23 protein-coding genes and 1 pseudogene are annotated in these 20755 nt (G+C 58.6%); 9 read left to right on the top strand and 15 right to left on the bottom strand.

The window, feature by feature from the left end; all coding sequences use genetic code 11:
- The first annotated feature begins 20 nt into the window (after positions 1-20).
- A complete protein-coding gene (locus KGA89_RS19190) occupies positions 21-875 on the top strand; it encodes a LysR substrate-binding domain-containing protein (RefSeq protein ID WP_013693657.1) in 855 nt (284 codons plus the stop codon).
- 64 nt (positions 876-939) lie between these two features.
- Here KGA89_RS19190 and KGA89_RS19185 read toward each other — a convergent pair whose 3' ends face one another.
- Positions 940-2106 (bottom strand): MFS transporter, encoded by a 1167-nt coding sequence (locus KGA89_RS19185; protein ID WP_003203142.1) that lies wholly within the window; start codon positions 2104-2106, stop codon positions 940-942.
- A 94-nt stretch (positions 2107-2200) separates the two neighbouring features.
- On the opposite strand from KGA89_RS19185, the gene KGA89_RS19180 reads away from it, so the two are divergent.
- Positions 2201-3094: a LysR family transcriptional regulator gene (locus tag KGA89_RS19180; protein WP_027913169.1), complete on the top strand. Its 894-nt coding sequence runs from the start codon at positions 2201-2203 to the stop codon at positions 3092-3094.
- A 14-nt stretch (positions 3095-3108) separates the two neighbouring features.
- Here the strand turns inward: KGA89_RS19180 and KGA89_RS19175 are convergent, their stop codons facing one another.
- Together KGA89_RS19175 and KGA89_RS19170 are read right to left on the bottom strand one after the other, a co-directional pair.
- Complete coding sequence (locus KGA89_RS19175) at positions 3109-3804, bottom strand: HAD family hydrolase (protein WP_223472285.1); 696 nt, start codon at positions 3802-3804, stop codon at positions 3109-3111.
- Between the two features lie 85 nt (positions 3805-3889).
- Positions 3890-4651 carry an SDR family NAD(P)-dependent oxidoreductase gene (locus KGA89_RS19170; RefSeq protein ID WP_223472284.1) on the bottom strand — a complete coding sequence of 254 codons (762 nt, stop codon included), beginning with the start codon at positions 4649-4651 and terminating at the stop codon, positions 3890-3892.
- 18 nt (positions 4652-4669) lie between these two features.
- Here KGA89_RS19170 and KGA89_RS19165 point away from each other — a divergent pair.
- A pseudogene (locus KGA89_RS19165) lies at positions 4670-5047 on the top strand (GNAT family N-acetyltransferase).
- A 68-nt stretch (positions 5048-5115) separates the two neighbouring features.
- Here KGA89_RS19165 and KGA89_RS19160 read toward each other — a convergent pair.
- Positions 5116-6060, bottom strand: a complete 945-nt coding sequence (locus KGA89_RS19160) for a LysR family transcriptional regulator (RefSeq protein ID WP_223472283.1) — start codon at positions 6058-6060, stop codon at positions 5116-5118.
- A 122-nt stretch (positions 6061-6182) separates the two neighbouring features.
- On the opposite strand from KGA89_RS19160, the gene KGA89_RS19155 reads away from it, so the two are divergent.
- Positions 6183-7109 (top strand): alpha/beta hydrolase, encoded by a 927-nt coding sequence (locus KGA89_RS19155; RefSeq protein ID WP_027913173.1) that lies wholly within the window; start codon positions 6183-6185, stop codon positions 7107-7109.
- Between the two features lie 363 nt (positions 7110-7472).
- On the opposite strand, the gene KGA89_RS19150 is transcribed toward KGA89_RS19155, so the two are convergent.
- From KGA89_RS19150 to KGA89_RS19140, 3 genes are all read right to left on the bottom strand, one after another.
- The gene (locus KGA89_RS19150) at positions 7473-7859 is read right to left on the bottom strand and encodes a hypothetical protein (protein ID WP_223472282.1); all 387 of its coding nucleotides are present in this window, start codon (positions 7857-7859) and stop codon (positions 7473-7475) included.
- 44 nt (positions 7860-7903) lie between these two features.
- On the bottom strand, positions 7904-8158 hold the full coding sequence (locus tag KGA89_RS19145) for a hypothetical protein (RefSeq protein ID WP_100264056.1): 255 nt from the start codon (positions 8156-8158) through the stop codon (positions 7904-7906).
- 86 nt (positions 8159-8244) lie between these two features.
- Entirely contained in the window at positions 8245-9162 is a 918-nt protein-coding gene (locus KGA89_RS19140) for a LysR family transcriptional regulator (protein WP_223472281.1), read from the bottom strand.
- Positions 9163-9247: 85 nt separating this feature from the next.
- On the opposite strand from KGA89_RS19140, the gene KGA89_RS19135 reads away from it, so the two are divergent.
- Positions 9248-10039, top strand: a complete 792-nt coding sequence (locus KGA89_RS19135) for an NAD(P)H-dependent oxidoreductase (RefSeq protein WP_223472280.1) — start codon at positions 9248-9250, stop codon at positions 10037-10039.
- A 153-nt stretch (positions 10040-10192) separates the two neighbouring features.
- On the opposite strand, the gene KGA89_RS19130 is transcribed toward KGA89_RS19135, so the two are convergent.
- Positions 10193-11248 carry a hypothetical protein gene (locus KGA89_RS19130; RefSeq protein WP_003203096.1) on the bottom strand — a complete coding sequence of 352 codons (1056 nt, stop codon included), beginning with the start codon at positions 11246-11248 and terminating at the stop codon, positions 10193-10195.
- 185 nt (positions 11249-11433) lie between these two features.
- On the opposite strand from KGA89_RS19130, the gene KGA89_RS30850 reads away from it, so the two are divergent.
- The gene (locus KGA89_RS30850; RefSeq protein ID WP_223472279.1) at positions 11434-11904 is read left to right on the top strand and encodes a topoisomerase DNA-binding C4 zinc finger domain-containing protein; all 471 of its coding nucleotides are present in this window, start codon (positions 11434-11436) and stop codon (positions 11902-11904) included.
- Between the two features lie 662 nt (positions 11905-12566).
- On the opposite strand, the gene KGA89_RS19120 is transcribed toward KGA89_RS30850, so the two are convergent.
- The gene (locus KGA89_RS19120) at positions 12567-12839 is read right to left on the bottom strand and encodes a hypothetical protein (RefSeq protein ID WP_025569626.1); all 273 of its coding nucleotides are present in this window, start codon (positions 12837-12839) and stop codon (positions 12567-12569) included.
- A 448-nt stretch (positions 12840-13287) separates the two neighbouring features.
- Here KGA89_RS19120 and KGA89_RS19115 point away from each other — a divergent pair, with 448 nt between their 5' ends.
- Positions 13288-13959 carry a DUF2268 domain-containing putative Zn-dependent protease gene (locus tag KGA89_RS19115; protein WP_223472278.1) on the top strand — a complete coding sequence of 224 codons (672 nt, stop codon included), beginning with the start codon at positions 13288-13290 and terminating at the stop codon, positions 13957-13959.
- On the opposite strand, the gene KGA89_RS19110 is transcribed toward KGA89_RS19115, so the two are convergent.
- Positions 13913-14434 carry an HIT family protein gene (locus KGA89_RS19110; RefSeq protein ID WP_223472277.1) on the bottom strand — a complete coding sequence of 174 codons (522 nt, stop codon included), beginning with the start codon at positions 14432-14434 and terminating at the stop codon, positions 13913-13915. The two genes, KGA89_RS19115 and KGA89_RS19110, sit on opposite strands and share 47 nt — an antisense overlap.
- 106 nt (positions 14435-14540) lie before the next feature.
- Positions 14541-15407 (bottom strand): LysR family transcriptional regulator, encoded by an 867-nt coding sequence (locus tag KGA89_RS19105; RefSeq protein ID WP_223472276.1) that lies wholly within the window; start codon positions 15405-15407, stop codon positions 14541-14543.
- A 102-nt stretch (positions 15408-15509) separates the two neighbouring features.
- Here KGA89_RS19105 and KGA89_RS19100 point away from each other — a divergent pair, with 102 nt between their 5' ends.
- Entirely contained in the window at positions 15510-16427 is a 918-nt protein-coding gene (locus tag KGA89_RS19100; protein ID WP_223472275.1) for a DMT family transporter, read from the top strand.
- Between the two features lie 224 nt (positions 16428-16651).
- On the top strand, positions 16652-16849 hold the full coding sequence (locus KGA89_RS19095; protein WP_003203078.1) for an MbcA/ParS/Xre antitoxin family protein: 198 nt from the start codon (positions 16652-16654) through the stop codon (positions 16847-16849).
- A gap of 231 nt (positions 16850-17080) precedes the next feature.
- On the opposite strand, the gene KGA89_RS19090 is transcribed toward KGA89_RS19095, so the two are convergent.
- The 4 genes from KGA89_RS19090 to KGA89_RS19075 all read right to left on the bottom strand — a co-directional run bounded on the left by KGA89_RS19090 (position 17081) and on the right by KGA89_RS19075 (position 20750).
- Positions 17081-17623 (bottom strand): hypothetical protein, encoded by a 543-nt coding sequence (locus KGA89_RS19090; protein ID WP_003203076.1) that lies wholly within the window; start codon positions 17621-17623, stop codon positions 17081-17083.
- A 74-nt stretch (positions 17624-17697) separates the two neighbouring features.
- Positions 17698-18336 (bottom strand): response regulator transcription factor, encoded by a 639-nt coding sequence (locus tag KGA89_RS19085; protein ID WP_038855955.1) that lies wholly within the window; start codon positions 18334-18336, stop codon positions 17698-17700.
- On the bottom strand, positions 18323-19381 hold the full coding sequence (locus tag KGA89_RS19080; RefSeq protein WP_080587815.1) for a sensor histidine kinase: 1059 nt from the start codon (positions 19379-19381) through the stop codon (positions 18323-18325). Before KGA89_RS19080 ends, KGA89_RS19085 begins: the two co-directional genes overlap by 14 nt.
- A gap of 64 nt (positions 19382-19445) precedes the next feature.
- Positions 19446-20750 carry an AAA-associated domain-containing protein gene (locus KGA89_RS19075; protein ID WP_223472274.1) on the bottom strand — a complete coding sequence of 435 codons (1305 nt, stop codon included), beginning with the start codon at positions 20748-20750 and terminating at the stop codon, positions 19446-19448.
- Positions 20751-20755: the final 5 nt, after the last annotated feature.

Raw genomic sequence — 20755 nt, 5'->3', positions numbered from 1 at the left:
AATTGATCACGTATAAAACTATGTTCGATGCTCTGCTGCTCAAGACATTGGTCACGGTCGTCGATGAAGACGGCTTCAGCCGCGCCGCCCAGAAGCTGCACCTGACTCAATCTGCCGTCAGTGGCCACGTGCGGCGATTGGAAGAACAGATTGGTAAACCCCTGTTGACGCGCACCACCCGTTCCCAGCAACTGACGGCCGATGGCGAGCGCCTGGTCTCTTACGCGCGCACGATCCTTGCGTTGAACCGTGATGCCTGGACAGACCTGACACGCACGCCGTTTCATGGACGGCTGCGGATCGGAGTGTCCGAAGATTTTGTCGAGGCTCGATTACTGCGCACTGTTCAGGATTTTGCAGCGCAGTACCCCGGGATGGAGATCGAGGTGCAGGTGAACATTCCGGGGACGTTACTGGCGCTGATGAAGCAAGGGCATCTGGAGGTGGTCATTGGTTCGCTGTGCGAAACCAGCGAAGCAGGGCTGTTGCTATGGCAAGAGCCGCTGGTGTGGGCCTGGTCGGCGCAACCCGTTGCGCGGTTACCCACGCCGTTGCCGCTGGCCCTGTTCCCCGAGCCGTGCCCTTATCGCGAGGCCGCGCTGACAAGGCTGGCGCAGGCGGGGATCGCCCAACGCACAGTGATGTTGTGCAGCAGCACGGCCGGGTTGCGAGCGTCGGCCTTGGCAGGCTTCGCGGTAGCGCCCATGCCACTGAGTCAGTTGGGGCAAGGATTGGCGGTCATTGGGGTAGAACATGGGTTGCCGAATTTGCCGGATGCCCAATGTCGGCTGTTCACCTCGCCCGATGCGGATCAGACGATTGTGGCAGCGGTCACTCAGCTCATGCTGGAGTATTGCGCCAAGCGCAGGGCTTGATTGTCATTTCAAAGGGGCTGCTTGAGCGCCTCAATGGCGACTAACACCCCCCCTCACATCATCCTCACACCACCGCAGCCGCAATCGCTCTGGAACGCCAGGCAAAAGCCAACACCATCAGCAGCCCCAACCCCGCCATTGCCGCCCCGGCCAGGGAGATCGCCGGATAACCCAGCCCGGCATTGATCACCGCACCCCCGAGCGCCGCACCAATCGCGTTACCGAGGTTGAAGGCGCCGATGTTCACCGCCGAGGCCAGGTTGGGCGCGTCCTTGGCTGCTTCCATGACGCGCATCTGCAGCGGCGGCACCAGGGCGAAGCTGGCGATACCCCATATCAGGATGGCCACGGCGGCCGGCAGCGGCCAACGCATCAGTACGGTGAACGCCAGCAAGACAAGAATCAGCACGCTCAGCGAAACGATCAGGGTGCGGTCTATCGAGCGGTCGGCGGCCTTGCCGCCCCACATGTTGCCCAGCGTCAACCCCACACCGAACAGCACCAGCATGGCCGTGATGTAGGCTGTGGACGCATGGGTCTCGCTGCTGAGGATCGGCGCGATGTAGGTGAAGACGGTAAACATGGCACCCGAGCCGACGACGGTCAGGGCCAACGCTCCCAGCACCGGTCCGCGGCCCAGTACCCGAATTTCGGCCAGTACACCGACGCCTTGCGGCGCCGGCAGGTTGGGCAGGGCGAACCACAACGCGGCCATGGTCGCCACGCCTAGGCCGGTAATACCCCAGAAAGCGGTGCGCCAGCCGAACAGTTCGCCAAACCAGGCGGCCAGCGGCACGCCGCCGATGGTCGCCAGGGTCAGACCCATGAACATGGCCGCGACCGCCCCAGCACGCTTCTCTGGGGCGACCACACTGGCGGCTACGATGGAACCAACGCCAAAGAACGCACCGTGGTTCAGTGAGGTCACCACCCTGGCGACCATGAGGCTGTAGTAATCGGTCGCCAAGGCTGACATCAGATTACCCAAGGTGAAAATCGCCATGAGTCCGATCAGCAGATAGCGCCGGGGAATCCTGCCGGTGGTCAGGGTCATCAGCGGCGCGCCGAGCAGAACGCCCAGGGCGTAAGCGCTGACCAACAGACCCGCAGCGGGAATGGAGACGCCGAGATCCGCAGCGATGCCCGGCAACATGCCCATGGGGGCGAACTCGGTAACGCCGATGCCGAAGGCACCAATGGCGAGTGCGACAAGTGGTGGATTGATACGCATGGAAGGCTCCTTATCTATGCCGCCAATGCTACGATCCAACTTTTTCAGGCGGTAGATAGCATTTTTGGCAATCACCTTTGCGTAAGAGGCACAAATGGACTTCAGCGGCAGATCAGGTGAAATGAGCGTGTTCGCCACCGTGGCGCAAGAAGGCAGCCTTTCAGCCGCCGCGCGTGCATTGGGGCTGACACCCTCGGCGGTCAGTCGGATCATCGCGCGTACCGAACAACGCCTTGGCACCCGCCTGTTGCTGCGCACCACCCGAGCGATCACCTTCACCGCCGAGGGCGAGGCGTTCCTGCGCGGCGCCCGGCGTATCCTGGCCGACATGGCCGAGGTCGAAGAAGCTATCGCCGACCAGGGCGTACCCAGGGGTCGCTTGCGCGTCAGCGCCGCCCTTGGCCATGGGCGGCTGGCCATCGTTCCCTTGGTGGCAGCGTTCAGCGCCCGCTACCCGAACATCGTCGTCGACCTCACCCTCGGCGACGAAGTGGTCGACATTCTCGGCGGCCAGGCCGACGTAGCGGTACGCTTTGGCCATCTGCCCGACAGCCCACTGACCGCGCGCAGGATCGGCGATACCGGCCAGGTAGTGGTGGCATCGCCCGACTATCTGCGGCGCCACGGCACCCCCGAGGAACCGGAAGACCTGCTCCGGCACAATTGCCTACGCTTCAACTTCCGACGTGCCGAACCCAACTGGCCGTTCATCCGCGACGGACGAGAGTTCTCCCTGAAGGTCAGCGGCAACATCGAATGCAGCAGTGGTGAAGCGCTGGCGCAACTTGCGCGAGTAGGTGCCGGTATTGCGCGCATCGGCGAGTTCACCGTGAGCGAGGACCTGCAGCGCGGCGACCTGATACCGCTGCTGGAAGCCTGGAACCCAGGTGATCGGGAACCGATTCATGCGGTGTTCGTAGGGGGCTCGGCAATGCCGGCGCGGGTGCGGTTGTTTGTGGACTTTTTGGTGGAGCATCACCGGATGTAAGCGCCGGACCGTTGCTAGGTTGTAAGCATGTCCAGGAGTCCTTCCAATGTTTTAATGGAACGCTCCGCTGGCGTTATGCTCGCTGGCCATGGATGGAATCCACTCAACCAGACGGCAAGCATTCCGGCTGCTGTAGCTCCCAGGTAATCGTTCTGTGGGTGATCACCGACAAACCAGCAATGCTCAGGACGAACTCCCAACGCCTGCGCTCCCAGATGGAATATCTCAGGCGTCGGTTTCGCGATGCCGCACGCCTCGGAGCAAATCATGGTTTCAATGGTTTCGCCGAAAGGTAGTGCCGCCAAAGTCCGCCGTCGCGAATGCTCGGCGCCGTTGGAGATGACGCCCATGGCAATACCCTTGCGATGAAGTGCTTGAACCATCGCGCCAGCGCCTGGCATTTCAACCGCAGCGCTCGGGAAGTGATTCATCCAGTGTGTAATTAATCGCTTGGGATCGACTGGCCCAGTCCACTTCAGCTCCTGGGCTAGCGTGTACCCAACCGCCTCGCGGATGGAAGAATATTCAGATTCCGGTCGCAGATACCCACCGTTGTCGGTGCGCGCGATCAGATGAGAGATCTGACGGATGTCTGCTTCAGCGATTTGAGTCTTGAACTCATGCAGAAATCGCTCGGCATAGCGGTCAATGCTGAGCGCGCGATGAGTGAGTGTGTTGTCCAGATCGAACAGAATAGCTTTCGGTGCCAAGTTCCCTCCCAGCGATCACGATGCATTGGCTAACTTGATTACAGAGTGGCTCGTCTTCTCACCTGCTACACCGGAGCACGCTCGCCTAGGTCAGATTCAACCCGCCGTCTGAGAGGAGTATCTCGCCGGTCAAGTAGTCCGACTCGACCAGCATTACAACAGCTTTTGCGATGTCGTCTGGGCTAGCGGCCCTGCGCATAGGTGCGCGAGTTCGCCACAACTCTTGGGCATCTGTCCATTCTGCGGTCAGAGGCGTGTCGACCAAGCCAGGCGCCACAGCGTTTACGCGAATTTCTGGCCCCAGCGATACCGCGAGCAAGCGGGTCATGTGATTAAGCGCAGCTTTGCTTACCGCATAGGGAATCGATGCGCCCTTAGGACGGATGCCGGCATGGGAACTGATGTTTACGACGCAACCGGCTCGACGGTAACGGGCGGCATCGCGCAATGCCGACTCGGCCAATGCGACCAGGTGGAACGGCGCCACGACATTAACCTCGTTAAGTTCGTGCCACACCGTCGAGTTGGCCGCGGCAAGGTCGTTGTGCGGAATGACTCTGCTAATACCGGCATTATTGACCAATACGTCGAGCTGCCCCCACGCAGCGATCGCCTCGTTAATAAGCCTGACCCTGTCAGCTTCGAAAGCAAGATCGGCTTGCACGTAAATAGCCTGCTTCATTTCGGCAACCATAGCGCGTCCCGTATCAGCAGAATTTCGCGAATGGAGCACCACCGCATAGCCTGCCCGGCTTAGTACACGCGCAATGGCTGCGCCGATACCGGAAGTGGATCCTGTCACCAACGCGACGCGTAATACGTTATCGATTGTCGGAATGGGTTTCATATGGATATCTCGAATGGGTTGCCTGTAGAAATCCAGCTTTCGGAAAATGCGACTGAAGCAGAACGACTAGGAATTTTGACCCCGTTGCTGGCCCATAACCTGGCCAACGGTGGAGACGACGCCCATGAAACATTTGCTCTGTTGCTACGAGACCCTGACAGTAACTAAGTCATTGGCGGACTGTACGGCAAGGTCTCTTATCGATGGCTGCTCATCGATCTTGTCAGTGTTCCCGAGTCGATGCGTGGTCAGGGTATTGGTGAACGGCTAATGCCCATGGCCGAAGAAGTCGCGCAGAAAAAGCACTGCACCGGTATCTGGCTGGAGACCTTCAGCTTTCAGGCCCCCGGCTTCTATCAAAAACTTGGCTACTCCGAATTCGTGCCCAAAGTCTGAAGTCGAAGCCGGTGTGAGATGAATTTACGGCGTATAAGCCGCGGACCGACCAGATACATGCGCTTCGCTCAGGGGGCAGACAGAGGAGTACCTTTCGCCGGATTATGCTCCCATGGTGGAAAAGGCGACCAAGCCTCCACAAGTTTATCGATGAAGAGTCGAATTTTTGGAGAGAGGTGCCGCTTGCTAGGGTAGATCACCCGAATAGGCTCTGCGGCCTCTGCATATCCGGCGAGCAATTGAACGAGCTTGCCACTTCTCAAATCGTCGTTAACCACATAGGAAGGAAGAGTCGCGATACCCAGGCCTGCGACAGCTGACTGGTGCAATGACTCAGCACTGTCCATCTGTAGCCTTCCACCATGAGTAATTGGCAAAGAGCGACCGTTCACTCGAAAATTCCAGGGAAGCAGTCTCCCGCCGCTTACGAAATGCAGGCACTGATGCTCGAAGAGATCTTCGGGCGTTTTTGGGGGGGCATGCTCAGCCAGATACTTGGGTGAAGCGCAGGTAATCATTTGTTGGTAGGCCACGGTGCGCGTGAGCAACCGAGAGTCTTCCTTGGGAGGCCCGATGCGCATGGCCAAGTCAAATCCCTCATCAATCAGGTCGACCAGCCTGTCGGAAAAGGTGATATCCACGCTCAAGGATGGCCAATCCTTCAGACAGCACTCAATGTGCTGAAGGACATGAAGTCTGCCCAACGCAACTGGCAGGCTCATCCGCAGTCGTCCACTGGGTGTCGAACGACGAAACGCAAGGGCATCCTCCACATCGTCCAGATCCTGAAGAACGCCCACGCAGCGCTCATAAAGAACCTGGCCGTCATCCGTCATGCTCAAACTACGAGTGGTGCGATTCAGCAAACGTACTTGTAATCGAGCCTCAAGCCTGACTATGGACTTCCCCACTGCCGAGCGAGTAAGGCCAAGTTGCTTGGCCGCCGCAGTGAAGCTCCCAGCGTTTACCGAGCTTACAAACGCTGCAATATCGTTCAGGTTATGGAGTTCCATGGGACCTCTGGACGTCAACGTTCGGGTGGCTTAGCACCCGGCTATGGGGAACCCTATTCCCCAATTATGAGAATAATATCTCAATTAGCCATTCCGTTGCCCAGCGATCAATTGAGGTCATTATGAACATTCAAGTACAAGCAGCCGTCCAAACCTGGGCTAACAGCCTTAGCGATCTGGTACCCGTTCTTAAGGGAATCGATACCACCACAAAGATGAGCGACATCCGCGACTCCTACGCAAAAATGCTCGCGCTAAATCCAGCGCCTGCTGGCGTCAAATTTGAAGCAGTCGACATGGGTGGAGTGCCAGGCACACTGGTCACTCCGGACGAGATCAAAAGCGACGCAGTAGTGATGTACATCCACGGAGGGGCTTACATTGTTGGGCGTCCAGACGGCTATCACGGCATCGGCGGCAACTACGCAAAGATGCTTGGTGCTCGGGTGTACATGCCGGACTACCGCCTTGCCCCTGAACACAAGTTCCCAGCCTCTATTGACGACACATTGCGCGCCTACGAGTGGTTGCTTGAGCAGAAAATCCCGGCTAATAAGATTGCATTCTCTGGCGAGTCAGCTGGCGGCGCGATGGTTGTCAGCGTGATGGTGGCGGCCAAATCCAAAGGACTTCCATTGCCTGCGGTTGGCGCTTCCATTTCGCCATGGGCAAACCTTGAACACACCGGTGCTTCCATGAGCAATCGTGAAGGTTTGGATCCTCTGAACTCCAAGCCTGTCCTGGATATTCTGGCCAGGGCGTTCTTGGGCGACACATTGGCCAATCATCCTCTGGCCTCTCCTGTGTTCGCGGACGTCACTGGACTTCCGCCAATTCTGGTGCAGATCGGCGAGAACGAGCTGATGTTGAGTGACGCGATGCATCTTGCAACTCATTTGGCTGATAACCGCGTTCGCGTCAACCTGGAAGTATGGCCTGCGATGTTCCATGCCTGGCACTTCTACGCCACCATGCTGCCAGAAGGTCAGCAGGCAATGGAGAGTTCCGTGCGCTTCATTGAGGTTGGCCTGGCCGACGCTAATCGCTAAAACGTAAACCGACCGCGGCAGTTTCCGACTGTCGCGGTTCACCCCTTGGCATTCAAACAACGGGGCTCATCCTGGATGGGTATGCACCTGCGTCGACGACGAGGCCAAAACTGGTTTTGTCCGGCACTAAGGTTGATTGCATCGAGATAGACATTCTTGGCGGTCCACATCCTCTTTCCGAGAAGTTGTTTCCTGAGCAGCTCAACATATACGCACGTTAATTTAGCTAAACGAACCATTACAGCGGTGTCAGCTTTGGCCGAAAGCAACCCGTTACTCCGGGCGTAGCTGACTTCCAGTTTGCAAGATGACCTGTCCGGATGTCCTCTCGGGTGCTGTCGAGAATGAGTCCGCGGCAGTGGGTCATCGATGGCTCGCAGGCGCGTTGGTCGTGTGTACCTTGGCCAGGCGCAGGCGCCAGTCGCCGCCATGCCGGAGGCGGCATTCTTCTTCGGAGTCGAAACTGACGCAGCGGGCCATATGGGGGACGTGTACGCCGGCGTCGTTCAGGGCGGCGGCGGTCAGGTCACGCATGCGTTTGTCTGCTCCCGTTGAGAGGGCGTGTTCCTGGCTGGCGCGGCAGTCGAAAATCCAGATCACGCGCAAGCTTTGGGGAAAGGCGCGATAGTCGACGGTGTGGGTCAGCCAGGCGAAGCCCGGGATTTCAGTTTTGGCGGTTTCACAGGCTTCGGTCAGGGTGGCGATGAGACGACGCTCAATACGGGCGTCGTCACGTGAGGTGGGTGGCATAAAAGGCTCCAGGCGGGGTGTTCAATGGCTGAGGTGGCAGCCCCTCAACGTGGGCTTTGTTGAATCGAGCGACGTAACCGTTGCCACTCATTCCAGCAATCCTCAGCAACGATATCCGCGTAGCCCCGCTCTTGTTCCATAGCCAGCGCGGTGGCAAAGGTTACTGCAATGCAGGTGGCTTGGTCTCGGATGTTGCAGACTTCGAGTTCGGTGAGTGGGGCGCCTTTTTTGGACTCGGCTGCTGTGAGTACAGCTGCAAGGGCGGGTACGAAAACCAGGCATAGGGGATCGGAGGACATTAGCTTCTTCCTTGGAGTAAATTGGACATTATTAACGGGACACGGGGGCAGGGGGTTCGTCGTCATCGTTTCATGGTCCGGTCCATTTATTTCTGCGAGCCGGTTGTTTCCAACGTCGAAGCAATAAGGTCGCGCAGCCACATATGGGCAGGATCGCGATGCAGTCGCTCGGGCCATAACATCAGCATTTCAAACCCGGGAATGGCGAGCGGAGGTGCCTGGACGTGAAGCGCTGGCTCATGTTTCACCAGCCGTTCCGGCACCACCGCAACCAAATCGCTGTGCACCAATGCCGAGACCAGCGAGTTGAAATTGGACACGGACAATACCACTCGCCGCTCCAGACCTTCAGCTGCCAGCGCGTGGTCGGTACTGCCAACGAAGCCGGCGCCATCAGCTGACATGACGGCATGTTCAAGCGCGCAGAACGCTTTGAGCGACAGCCTGTTTGCCAGAGCGGGATGGCCGCGCCGCGCCGCCAGCACATAGCGTTCGTGAATCAAGGAACGCTGGCGCAACTTGGGCGGCGCTTCATCGCGGGTGTGCAGCGCCAGATCGATAAGGCCGTTCTCCAGATCCTTGGCAAAGTCGACAGTCGGTTTATTCACAAGCGCCAACCGCGTGTACGGCGCCAGGCGCCTGAGCCGCGAGAGCGACGGCCAGATCAAGGCAGTCGTCGCATAATCACTGGCAGCGATCTTCCACGTTTGATGGGACCGTCCGGGTTCAAAAGCGGCAACAGGACTCAGTGCGCTTTCCAGCGCGGCCAACGCGTCACGCAGGGGCCCCTGCAATTCGCGAGCTCGCTCGGTGGGCGACATCCCTCGGGGGCAAGGCAGCAAAAGCGGATCATCAAGAAGATCTCTCAGCCTGCCCAGTTGCAGGCTGACGGTCGGTTGCGCGAGATTGAGCAAGCGCGCTGCCCGCGTCACATTTTGCTCCGCCAGCAAGGCGTCCAATGTGACCAGCAAATTAAGATCCAGACGGCGCAAGCTATTGTGCATGCAAATACCATGTGTTTCGGGAATTCATTTCTATCATAGCGGATGCATGCTTACGCTGAGGGACACATTCAACGCGGAGCCCCTCATGAAAATACTGCTGATCTACGCCCACCCCGAACCTCGTTCGCTCAATGGCGCGCTCAAGGATTTTGCAATCACTCACCTGGAAGCAGCAGGCCACGAGGTCGAAGTCTCAGATCTCTACGGCATGCAGTGGAAAGCATCCCTCGATCCTGACGACGCCCCAGGGTATGACGCAGAAACGCCTTTCAACCCAGCGCTTGAATCCCAGCGTGTATTTGCCGCTGAAAGCCAACCGGCGGACATCCAGGCAGAGCAGGCCAAATTGCGCTGGGCCGATGCCGTCATCTTTCAATTTCCGCTGTGGTGGTTCTCGATGCCCGCGATTCTCAAGGGCTGGATCGAACGCGTCTACGCTTACGGGTTTGCCTATGGGGTCGGCGAACATAGCGAAAGCCACTGGGGCGATCGCTACGGCGAAGGCAGCATGACAGGCAAGCGCGCCATGTTGGTGGTCACAATGGGCGGTTGGGAATCCCACTATAGTGGCCGAGGGGTGAACGGCGCGTTGGATGACCTGCTATTTCCTATCCAGCATGGGGTGCTTTTCTATCCTGGCTTCACGGTCATGCCGGCCTTCCCAATCTATAAAACCAGCAAGATGGACACCGCCCGGTTCCAATCCATTTGCACGGCTTATGCCGCTCGCTTGGATGGGCTCTTCAGTGATCAACCCTTGCCATTTCGTCGCCAGAATCACGGCGATTACGAAATCCCGGCGTTGACGCTTAAGCCGCATCTTGCATCGGGTCGTTGTGATCTTGGTATTCATATCAGTGACGGTGAGAGTGTTTAAGGTAATAGAGAAACCGGTTATATAGCCCATGATCTGGACGCAGGGAGGGGAGGGTGCCCATAGTCCGGAACAAGTCCGGCACCACGCAGAACGTTATGGCCTCCGCGGGGGGATCCTCATGTGGTCCCTCGACCCGCGATCGACAGATATTCTTCACCGGCCCCGTCTTCGGCGTGCCTGCCAAGCGGTTTCGACCTGCTCTGGCGTATTGTTCTCAAGCAGGATGCGCAGGGCGTTATCTGAAAAGCGCGGGTGCTTTTGGCTACCGAACTCGAACACCATCATGTTCGCTTGATCCTCATCCACCCTCAGCATTTCGCGAAGAGCCTTGCACTTGCTGGGATTCAGCCCAACTCGCTCAGCTAGCACCGAGGGGCTCAAGTGATACTTCTTCTGGAGGTCCACTTCACGGATCGCTCCCGCCGCCTCTGGATCATCACCTGACACATACCGAACAGGAGCACCGTCTTTCTTGCTGAAATGGACACGGAGAGTCGGCCCCTCCCCAGTAATCTGACTGGAGAGCGCTACGAGCCTCGGAAAGACTTGTTCTACCTGATTACCCGCTTTGATGGCCTTTTCAATACGATTAATGTCACGCTCGGACACTTCGACGATTTCACTCGTGTGCGCCTCCATCGCCAGCAGCGTGCGGATACGCCCACGGGCTTCATCTCGTGCACGCTTGTTCGGCGCCAGCAGCTCAGCAATGTGCCGAAACTCGCGATCCACCAAAATATCGAAACTTGGAAGCGCCGTTGTGGACAGTGGCATCACCCGGAGTGGAAGGTTATTCGCCAGCGTATCCGCAAAGTGCTGCGCTAGCACCTCATCCAGCGTGGTGATCAACGCTCGAGTAGTGACGAACAACGCATCCTCCGGCACAACAATCATCCAGTGTTGTGCAGCATTCCGCATTGTATCTAGTGCACGAATAGAGCCAGCCTGAGCAGCGCTAATAAAACCGCTTGAGGTCGCTACGTTGAGAGCTTTATCGAGCCCGATAGCGAGCCCTTTCTGCTTGTCGAAGACCTCCTTTGATTTCTGGACCAGGAGTGCCTTGGTCAGCATTTCGCTGCTGTGCTGAAGGTGGAGAAGCACTGCCTCAGTACGGCCGTGGTCGTCGTGACCATTGAACACCTCCAGACCTCGCCGAAGGGAAGCAATGGCTTTGCTCTTGAGCGTCCTGGCTTCCCGTTTTAATTTCATACGATGCGCATCCAAATGATCGAACAAGGATGTCAGAATGATAGCTATGGTTTCCGCATCGTGTAGATTGAGAAACTCATGAGGTCGCTAGCCGACCATTGGGATAATGCTCTCGTGGCAATGAGGTGGGCTCGGGCTCCCGGGGCCGTTTACCTTGAACACCGACGTGGCAAGGACTGCTGACAATGGCTGACAAAATTTCACGGCGATTGCTTCTCCTCAGTCCACTGCTGTTGCTGGCTAATAGCGCTTCTGCACGAGGAGGACGAGGTGGTCGCGGCAGAGGAGGTCACTCAGGCAGCCGAGGAGGCTCACTGTCCGGGAAAGGGCTGTTATGGCTCCTCGGCATCGGCGGAGTTTTTTTTGCCCTCGTCAAGCTCAGTGGGCGAAAGGAGGCTAAAAAAGAGGCTGAGAGAAAGTCCGCTGAAACAGCCCGCCTTGAGGCCATTGAGAGAGCAAAGCCTCCGAAAGAACAGTGGGATGCTCTCTCCCTGTGTCTGCTTTGCGGGAGTCCTATGGTGACTAGAACCGCCAAGACGGGTCGGAACAGAGGCAAGCAATTCCTCGGCTGCACCTCTTACCCTCGCTGCTTAGGAACGCGAAAGATCGTGAAGGGAGCTTCAAAGCCCGGAGGCTCTCAATCCAAGCCTAGCTAAGCTAATTTCTCGCCAGCCACTCTCGCATGACTGGTAGGGAGTACCTCTGCAGTTGGCACTGGTTAAGCTACCCTACTCCAGAAGTACAACTCGAGGGCTACTGGTTAGCGCTCTCGTTCTGGCGGTCCGTAATTGGGCAAAAGAGCCGTTCGCAAGTGGCCGCTATCGACCCAAAGCTGACGGTGGCGGCAGGTAGAAATCGGCCTTGAGCAGACATTCAAGAGGCGACGTCAGTGGGACTGCTACTAAGCACCTCATAGGTCAACCCAGCCTCAAAATATGATGCTCTCCACTCAAGGAATCCTACTTCTGGCTCGCACAACAAGAGAACGGTACATCCAGCCTCCCCCATTGAAACCCTTTCCACCACGGCGATATCTCCAGGAGCCGCCTCCCGAGAACTCATCCAGTCCCTGAGTACCGCCGCCGCCCGGTCAATAGTGATCAGTTTTATGATACTGCCCTTGGAAAGTGTCATGCCGTCTTGCCTAAACTTGTGAACGTATCTGGCTTGTAAACCTATTTGGAGATTTAAGGAAGGTCTGCTCCTGGCCGATCTCTGCCGGTTGGGACCTTTAAACTAGGTGGCCAGATTTGAGGCACGCTGCAGATACACATCTCTAATTACGTAAAACGGGCGCTTTCAGGCGCCCGTCATTCCATCAGCTTTCAACCTGCGCCTGAAGCCGCCGACCAATCACCTCCAGCAAATCACACCCATCGCGTAACGGAATCACCAAAAGCTGTGCAAAGTCCGAAAGCACCACCGTATCGCTGGTGATTTCAGAGCGAAACGCAATGTTCTCCAGTACCTGCGTCACCACACGGATGCGGTAATCAGCGGTTGCATGCAGGACGTCCAGCGGAGCTTGAGTATCTATGAGGAGGGAAGCGGGAGTGCAGTCGATGCCGGTGATGGGGACGTATCTTTCCATGTTCTAAACTCCAATCTAATAAGGTTTTAACCGCTCAATCGTCGCCAAACAATTGGGCGGCAGTTGTACGCAGGTTGGCGAGCCGGGATTGGAGACCGGCAGACCCGAAGGCCTCCCACGCACAACTGCCATAACAGGCAGCCGTGCAAGTGTGCCAAAGCCTTCGCAAAAAACGCAGTACTTTTGCACCCAATCCCTCAGGTCGCCAAACCTGATCGCCATTCTGCGGCGATGGGAATGACTATAGATTTCGCCAGGTTGGACGGGCAAGACACCTGCTTCCGAGAGCCTTGTAGGAATCGAGACAGTTTTTTGCCAGAGATAACCAGGCAGGCAGAGGCGCAGTCAAACCTGATCGACACTGGACAGTTGCCCGGCGGGGGTCTACCGTCGCGAGCGGCCCGGAGTCATCGAGCCTGGTGATTTGATTAATAAAGGAGAGGGGGACATGGAGAAATGGACGCTGCACTGGCTGGAGGCCTCGGGGAGTCTTGCCGAGCTTCGCCGCGAGCTGGTTGATGAGTTTGACGCCGCTTACGAGGCTATTGCTCGCCTGATGCCCCCGCCGCGACTCGATGTCCTGATTCAGAGGCTACCGGGCGAAACCATTCCGGAAATGGGCCTGGTAGGACGGGCGTATCGCAGCTCCATGTTTACCATGACCCTTGATCCCGACAATCCGAATTTCTTTTCCAGCCTACGCACTGGGGCACTGCGTCGACATGTTGTTCATGAGGTTCACCATTGCCTGCGCATGGGCGGCCCTGGTTATGGTTGGACGTTAGGCGAGGCTTTGGTCAGCGAAGGGCTTGCCGGTCAGTTTGTTCGTCATGTGCTTGGTAGCGATCCGGAGCCTTGGGAGCATGCCATCGCATCTGCCGATCTTTTACGCTCACCGGTTGGACTGCAAACTCTTGAATCACGGTATTACGATCACAACGAGTGGTTCTTCGGTTTCGGCGACAAACCCAAATGGCTCGGTTACTCGTTGGGCTATCAAATGGTCGAACGTTGGCTTGCGTCGAGGGGCGAAACTGATATTTCGACCTGGGTCAACGCACCTGCAGCAGACATCATGGCCAACGCGCTGGAGGAAGGTTTGGTATTGGCTGAGTCCTGAACGCTTGCCGCAACTTTTCAATTACCTGGCTGATAGAGGGCCCTTGGATCGCTGGCGGCGTGGGGCTCTCACCAAATTCACGCCAGATGAACAACGTCAGCTCTGCGCCATCGGTCAATGTCTGGGTGTTCTCTTGAGCCCCAAAGGTTTCCAGCAACCTGTACCGCGCATCTTTCCAAAACAGTGCCTCGACCCAGTCGTACACCGGGATGAAATGGAAGTGGATGGGGTAGCGGGGATCGTGGCCGAAGCGGCTGATGTAAAGCCATTTGGGGTTCAGTTGTGTTTCAAGAACGCTCTGGATGTTTGCCATCAGGCCACCCAGCTCTGCGAGTGCGGGTTCGGGCAGTTGCGCCAGTGAATTAACGTGGTGCTTGGAGCCGAGCATGAGGTAGCCGGGCAGGGTGGATGCCAGGTGGTGGTTGACTATCCAGTGGGTGGTTTCGTGGAGGATGAAGTGTGGGGCTATTTCCAAAGCTGACTCCTGCTAATGTTGGGATCTTCGGTTATCAATCGGGTATTGGGGCTGCTGCGCAGCCCAGCGGGAGCAAGCTCCCTCCCCACAGGGGAGAGAGCTGCAACTAGCCTTCGAACTCCGTTTGCAGCATCGTCAAAAACGCCTCTCTGGCAGGATGCCTCCCAGCGTTTTCATGCCAGTAAAAAAGGTTATCAATCCCCGTCAGCTCAGGGAATTCATACCCCGTCCAACCCGCCCCCTGGCGGTATTGCTCATAGATCCCCCGGGGCACCAGCGAGACGCCGGCACCGGCGCTGACACAGCAAACAATGGCGCCATAACTGGCGATGCTGGTGATCGGTTGCACTTGGTCGTGACGCAGCAGCCACCGCTCCAGCGCCAAGCGGTACGGACAGCCCGTGGGCCACATGAAGATCGCCTTGCCTTGCAAATCGGCGGCGCTGCGCAGCGGGCCGTGGGACTCGGAGGCGATGAGCACCAGGTCTTCGCGGTACATCACGGCTCGCTTGAGTCCAGGCCGTTCGATGTCCACCGCTACGATCACGCCGTCGAGCCGGTGATGCTGGATATCGTCCAGCAACTGCGCCCAGGTGCCGGTGCTCAGTTCCAGTAACACTTGCGGATACTGCGCGTGGTATTTAGCGAGCAACTGCGGCAGGCGCCCGGTGGCGCTGGACTCGATGGCGCCTATGCGCAGTGGGCCACTCGGTGCGCGGGTGGGGGCGACTGCGCGGCGGGCCTCTTCTGTCAGGCTCAGTATTTTTGTCGCGTACTCCAGAAACACTTCGCCCGCCGGGCTGACCCGCAGCCCGCGACCTTCGCGGAAAAACAGCGGCGTGCCGAGTTCCCGTTCCAGGGACTTGAGGCGCGTGGTGATGTTGGACGGCACGCAGTGCAGCACTTCGGCGGCGCGGGCGATGCTGCCGGTGTCGCAGACCGTCTTGAGCATGCGCAGTTGGGACAGTTCCATAGCTCACCAAAAGTGAATGATGGGCTGAGTTTAAGTCACTTGTGCTGAGGTGGGGTGGTTTCGATACTTCGAGGCAAATCGGCCAATGAGCAGGAATTTTAGATGGAAATGCGTTTTGCGCGGGTTGAAGGTTGCTCCGGCAAAACCGGTGTGAAGGTTATCCTGGCGACGCTGTTGGTGATCGTTTGCTGGGCCTATTCGCCGATTGGTATCCGCATTGGCTTGCAGGTTTATGAGCCGGGTCAGTTGGCGTTGATGCGGTTTGTCATCGCGTCAGTGTTCATGGGCTTCGTTGCGATGGTGAAGGGTATTTCCTCGCCGCGTCTCAGGGATTTGCCGTTGCTGGCGGTGTTGGGTTTCTTTGCCGTCAGCTTGCACCACATCGCCCTCAATTACGGTCAGCGGGGCGTCAGCGCCGGGGCGGCCAGTGTGCTGGCCCAGTCCACGCCGTTGTTCAGCACGCTACTGGCGCATTTTGTCTTCAAGGACCGAGTCAGTGGTTGGCAGTGGGGGTGTGTGCTGTGCGGCTTGCTTGGCGCTGGCGTGGTGGTCGCGGGGGATCGTGGCTTGGGTGACATGGACGCCCATGGGCTATTGATCCTGTTGGCGGCGCTGTCCTGGAGTTTGTATTTCGCTTTGCAAAAGCGCCATGCCCATCGTTATGACGGTTTGACCCTGGTTTGCTACACCGTTTGGTCGGGCACGATTCTGTTGTTCATTTTTGCGCCGGGGATGTTGAGTGCGGCGCGACAGGCTTCGGCTTCGGTGAATCTGGCGGTATTGGTTCTCGGTATTTTTCCCAGCGCGTTGGCGTACCTGGCTTGGGCTTACGTGCTGGCGCACAGCAACGTGAGCCGCGCTTCCATGGCGCTTTACCTGATACCGCCCACGGCGATGTTGATGGCTTCTTTGGTGCTGGCTGAGCGCCCGTCAGCGATGGTTATTGTGGGGGCGGTGATTGTGTTGGTGAGCGTGCTGGCGTTGAGGCTTGAGCCGGGGAGTGGGGCAAAAGTCGGTTGATTCTGTTGTGGGTGTCGGCAATGACGTTGGATGTTGTCGCCACACGGAGTGCCATGGAACCCCCGTCCTACAGACAGGCGATCGCTTTGGGATAAATCACAGAAGTCTCTGACAACTTTTTAGGGTTGGCCTTCGGAAGTACCAGCCTTACGATCTGGATTGTCTCAGTGCTCAGCGTGGCATCTGGCGCGCTCAGCTTGGTTTTATATCGTGAGGACAGATCGATGCCTGGAGCCCCATACGCCAAGGCCTTGGAACACGCCGCCAATGTTTTCGGCAGCCAGCGGTTGGCTGAAGACTGGTTGAGGAAGCCCTGTACGTACCTGGACGGTCAGGTGCCATTGGAGCTGATCGATAATGCGCAGGGTTTCAAGTTAGTAGAGGATTACCTGACCCGGGTTGAGCTTGGGGTTTATCAATGAATCCTGTGTTCTGCTGCGCGGTTTTTTGGGGCTGCTGCGCAGCCCAGCGGGGATAAATCCCCTCGCCACAGGTTGCGTTATGCCTACAACTTTGAACGATCGTTCCTCACGCTCCGCGTGGGAATGTCGCCAGGGACGCTCCGCGTTCCGCTTCTGGAGGGTGACGCAGAGCGTCACGGGATGCATGCCCACGCGGGAGCGTGGGAACGATCGTCCGAACGAGCGGGTGCATTATTTCTTGACCGGATAATCCTGCCCCCACACCCGTACCGTGCTGACCGCCTCGTTCATGCCTTCAAACACGAACTTCTGGCGCACGGCAGTCTTTGGCGGAATGGTGACTTCATCCGGGTTGTCCAGGCCGGTGAGGCGGTTGGAGTAGCCCGCCTGGTCGATGGCCAGCAGCACGCCGGTCTGGCCGAGGTTGACCACGCGCAGTTGGGTGTCGGTGCTGTTCTTGAAGCCGAGGGTGATGCTGACGTTGTCGTCGCTGGGCTCGAGCTTCAGCACTTCAACGGCGATGCGGTCTTTCATTTGCTCGCTGGAGGAAATGATCGCGGCGCCATCGGTGCCTTGGGCCGATTCGCGGCCATCGAGCACGCCTTCACTGACGCCGCCGAGCAGGTTCTTGCCGGCGGTAATGAACGTTGAGACGGCTGCTTTGGTTGAGTCCTTGATGAGGCTGCCGTCGGTTGGCTCGCCTTCGGCGAAGCACAGCGAGCTGAGCAAAAGGCTGGAGACGAAGAGGGTGGAGCGTGACGGCAGAAGGTTCATACCTGAGTCCTTGAGGGGCTGCGACATCGCCCGTCAACAGGGCGAGCGGCAATGATAGCCGTGATCATGGGCCGCTAGCGATCTGCTTCCTTGAGTTTTTCCGACATCTTCACCAGTGTTGCCAACGAGTCCGCATTCATCTTGCGCATCAACGACCCGCGGCGCACTTTCACGGTCACTTCGCTCAAACCCAGTTGGCCGGCCACCTGCTTGTTCAGCAGCCCTGACACGACCAGTTCCATCACCTCGCGTTCGCCGTCAGTCAGGGTGTCATGCCGGCGTTTCAACGCGTCCATGCTCGCTGCGGCCTTGCGCCGTTCCTGGTCGCGGTTCAGGCCCTGGGTGATGGCATCGAGCAGGTCCTGTTCGCGAAATGGTTTGGTCAGGAACTCCAGCGCGCCGGCCTTCATGGCTTTGACGGACATGGGAATGTCGCCATGGGCGGTGATGAACACCACCGGGACCAGGATGTTCAAGCGGGCCATTTCCTGCTGGAAGTCCAGCCCATTCAAGCCCGGCATGCGCACATCCAGAATCAGGCACGCCGGCACGTCCGGCCGTTGGGCGTCGATGAACTCACGGGCCGAGCCGAATGCCATGCTTGCCAGGCCCACGGAGGCCAGCAGGTCTTGCAGTGAGGCACGCACCGAGTGGTCATCGTCGACGATATAGATCATCGAATCGACCTGGTCATGAATGTCAGTTTGGCTCATCGGATTCCCTTGTAACGGCTGGCAGGGTGAAGTGAAACGTCGAGCCGGACGGTGGGTTGCTGGCGGCCCAGATCCGCCCGTCATGGGCCTCGATGATCGAGCGGCTGATGGCCAAGCCCATCCCCATACCGTCCTGCTTGGTGCTGTAGAAGGCGTCGAACACCCGTTCCCGGTCGCTTGCCGACAAGCCGTTGCCTTGGTCGGACACTGAAAAGAGCAGTTGCTGGGGCGACTCAAGCGTCACCTGAAACTGCAGAATCCTCTGGTCGACGTCAACCTGGCGCATGGCGTCGAGCGCGTTCATCGCCAGGTTCAGGATCACTTGCTGGATTTGTACTTCATCCGCCAGCATCGGCGGCAGGCCTTCCTGGACCTGTACGCGCAAGGTGATGTTCTGCTCGTTCAGTTCGCCGGCCAACAATCGCAGCGCGGCATGGACCGTGTCGGCGACGTTCAGCCATTGCTTCGTCGGCGCTTGATGCCGGGCCATGCCGCGCAGCCTTGCAATGATGTCGCTGGCCCGATGGGTGTCGGCGATGATCCGCTCTACCGCCTGCCGGGCCTTGGGCAGGTTGGGCGGCTCGGTGGCCATCCAGCGCAGGCTGGCACTGCCGCTGGCGGCAACGGCGGCCAGGGGCTGGTTGACTTCGTGGGCAATCGAGGCGGCGAGTTCGCCGAGCATGTTGATGCGGGCGATGTGCGCCAGGTGGGCGCGGGTCTGATGCACCGTGCGCACGGCGGCCGAGAGACGCAGCGCCAGGTATGTGGTGCCGGCGATAGCGGCGAGGCTGATCAGCACGTTGATCAGCCCGGCCTCTGTGTCGCCAAAACGAGTGAAGCGATAACTGAGGATCGTCAGGACCATGCAGATGACCGAGACCCCGGCCACGGCGCGCGCCGGCAGGATTCTCACGGCGATCAGCACCACCACGATCTGGAAGACCCCGACCGCGATTTCCAGGTCGGTGACGGTATCGATCGCCGCGATGCCCAGGGCCAATCCCAGCAGAAGCAGTAGACGCAGGGTCAACGCCGTTCTTCTCATTGAATGTCCATCGCGCATTGCTCCAACGACCAGGCCTGATCCACGCAGTTTATACCGCAGCGTCTCAGGATGGATTGTCCAGGCTGAACTGATCGGCCACTTCGTCGTAGGCGAACAACTCGGCGTAGCGGCCCCATTGCGTGACACAGTCCAGCGTAATGGCGGCGTCGTGCTCGGACATGAAATCTTCCAGTTGGTCACGGAAACGCCTGGCCGGTGCGGTGCGGGTAGGGCGGTCGTCCAGCACCCGGCGCACATGCCCCACCAACGGGACATATTTGAGCAGGTGCTGGGCAAACAGTTGCTTGCGCTCATCCACCGCTGAATCGGCGTAGCGCTGCCCGGCCGGCAGGAGGGTGATGTGGCCGTCCTGCATGTCGGCCAGGCGCATGAGTTGCAGCACCTCGGCGACCGGCAAAAGGTCACTGGCGGTGTAGCGCAATGCACTGGCGAGTTCGCGCAAATCTGCTTGGCCGGCAAACGGCTGGTCCTGCACCGCTTCGATCAGCCCGGCCAGGGCATTGCTGGAAATCGACGGCAGGACCATGCCCACGCCGCTGCCGGCAAAGGTTTCCTGGCGTGGGGAGCCGGCATTCGCGCCACCGGCCATCTGCACGTAAATGTGTTCGACCAGGGCTTGGAACGCCGGGTCGGCACGATTGCGCGGCTGGCTGAGGTCCACGGTGATCTCACTCATGACCCGCCCCGGGTTGGAGGAGAAAATCAGAATCCGGTCACACATCAGCACGGCTTCTTCGATGTTGTGGGTGACCATCAGGATCGACCTGATCGGCATGCGCCCCTCACGCCACAAATCCAGCAGGTCGGTGCGCAGGGTTTCGGCGGTCAGCACGTCCAATGCGGAGAATGGCTCGTCCATCAACAACACGTCCGGGTTGACCACCAACGCACGGGCCAGGCCGACGCGCTGGCGCATACCGCCTGACAGCTCTTTGGGGAAAGCGCTTTCGAAGCCGTCGAGGCCGATCATGTCGATGGCGGCCAGCGCTCGCCGACGCCGCTCAGGTGCCGCCACGCCGAGGGCCTCGAGGCCGACCTCGACGTTTTGCAGCACCGTCAGCCAGGGGAACAGGGCGAAGCTCTGGAATACCATGCGCACCGAGCTCGCCAGCCCTTGGGCATTGCTTGGAAAATCCACCACGCCGGTGGTGGGCGAAATCAGGCCGGCTATGGAGCGTAGCAAGGTCGATTTGCCGGAGCCCGAGCGCCCGAGCAGGCCAACGATTTCACCCTCGTCCAGGCGCATGCAGACGTTGTCCAGAACCCGGCGCTCGGCGCCGCCAGCGGTGCCGTAGACGTGGCCGACTTGCTGCACATCCACGAGGCAGCGTTTGTCCATCACTTGCATTGGAT

It is taken from the genome of Pseudomonas sp. A-RE-22 (assembly GCF_019956035.1).
In the GTDB taxonomy this organism is placed as follows: Bacteria; Pseudomonadota; Gammaproteobacteria; order Pseudomonadales; family Pseudomonadaceae; genus Aquipseudomonas; species Aquipseudomonas brassicacearum.
Note: the sequence above shows the minus strand (reverse complement) of the source record. Positions and strands in the feature narration are given on the sequence as shown.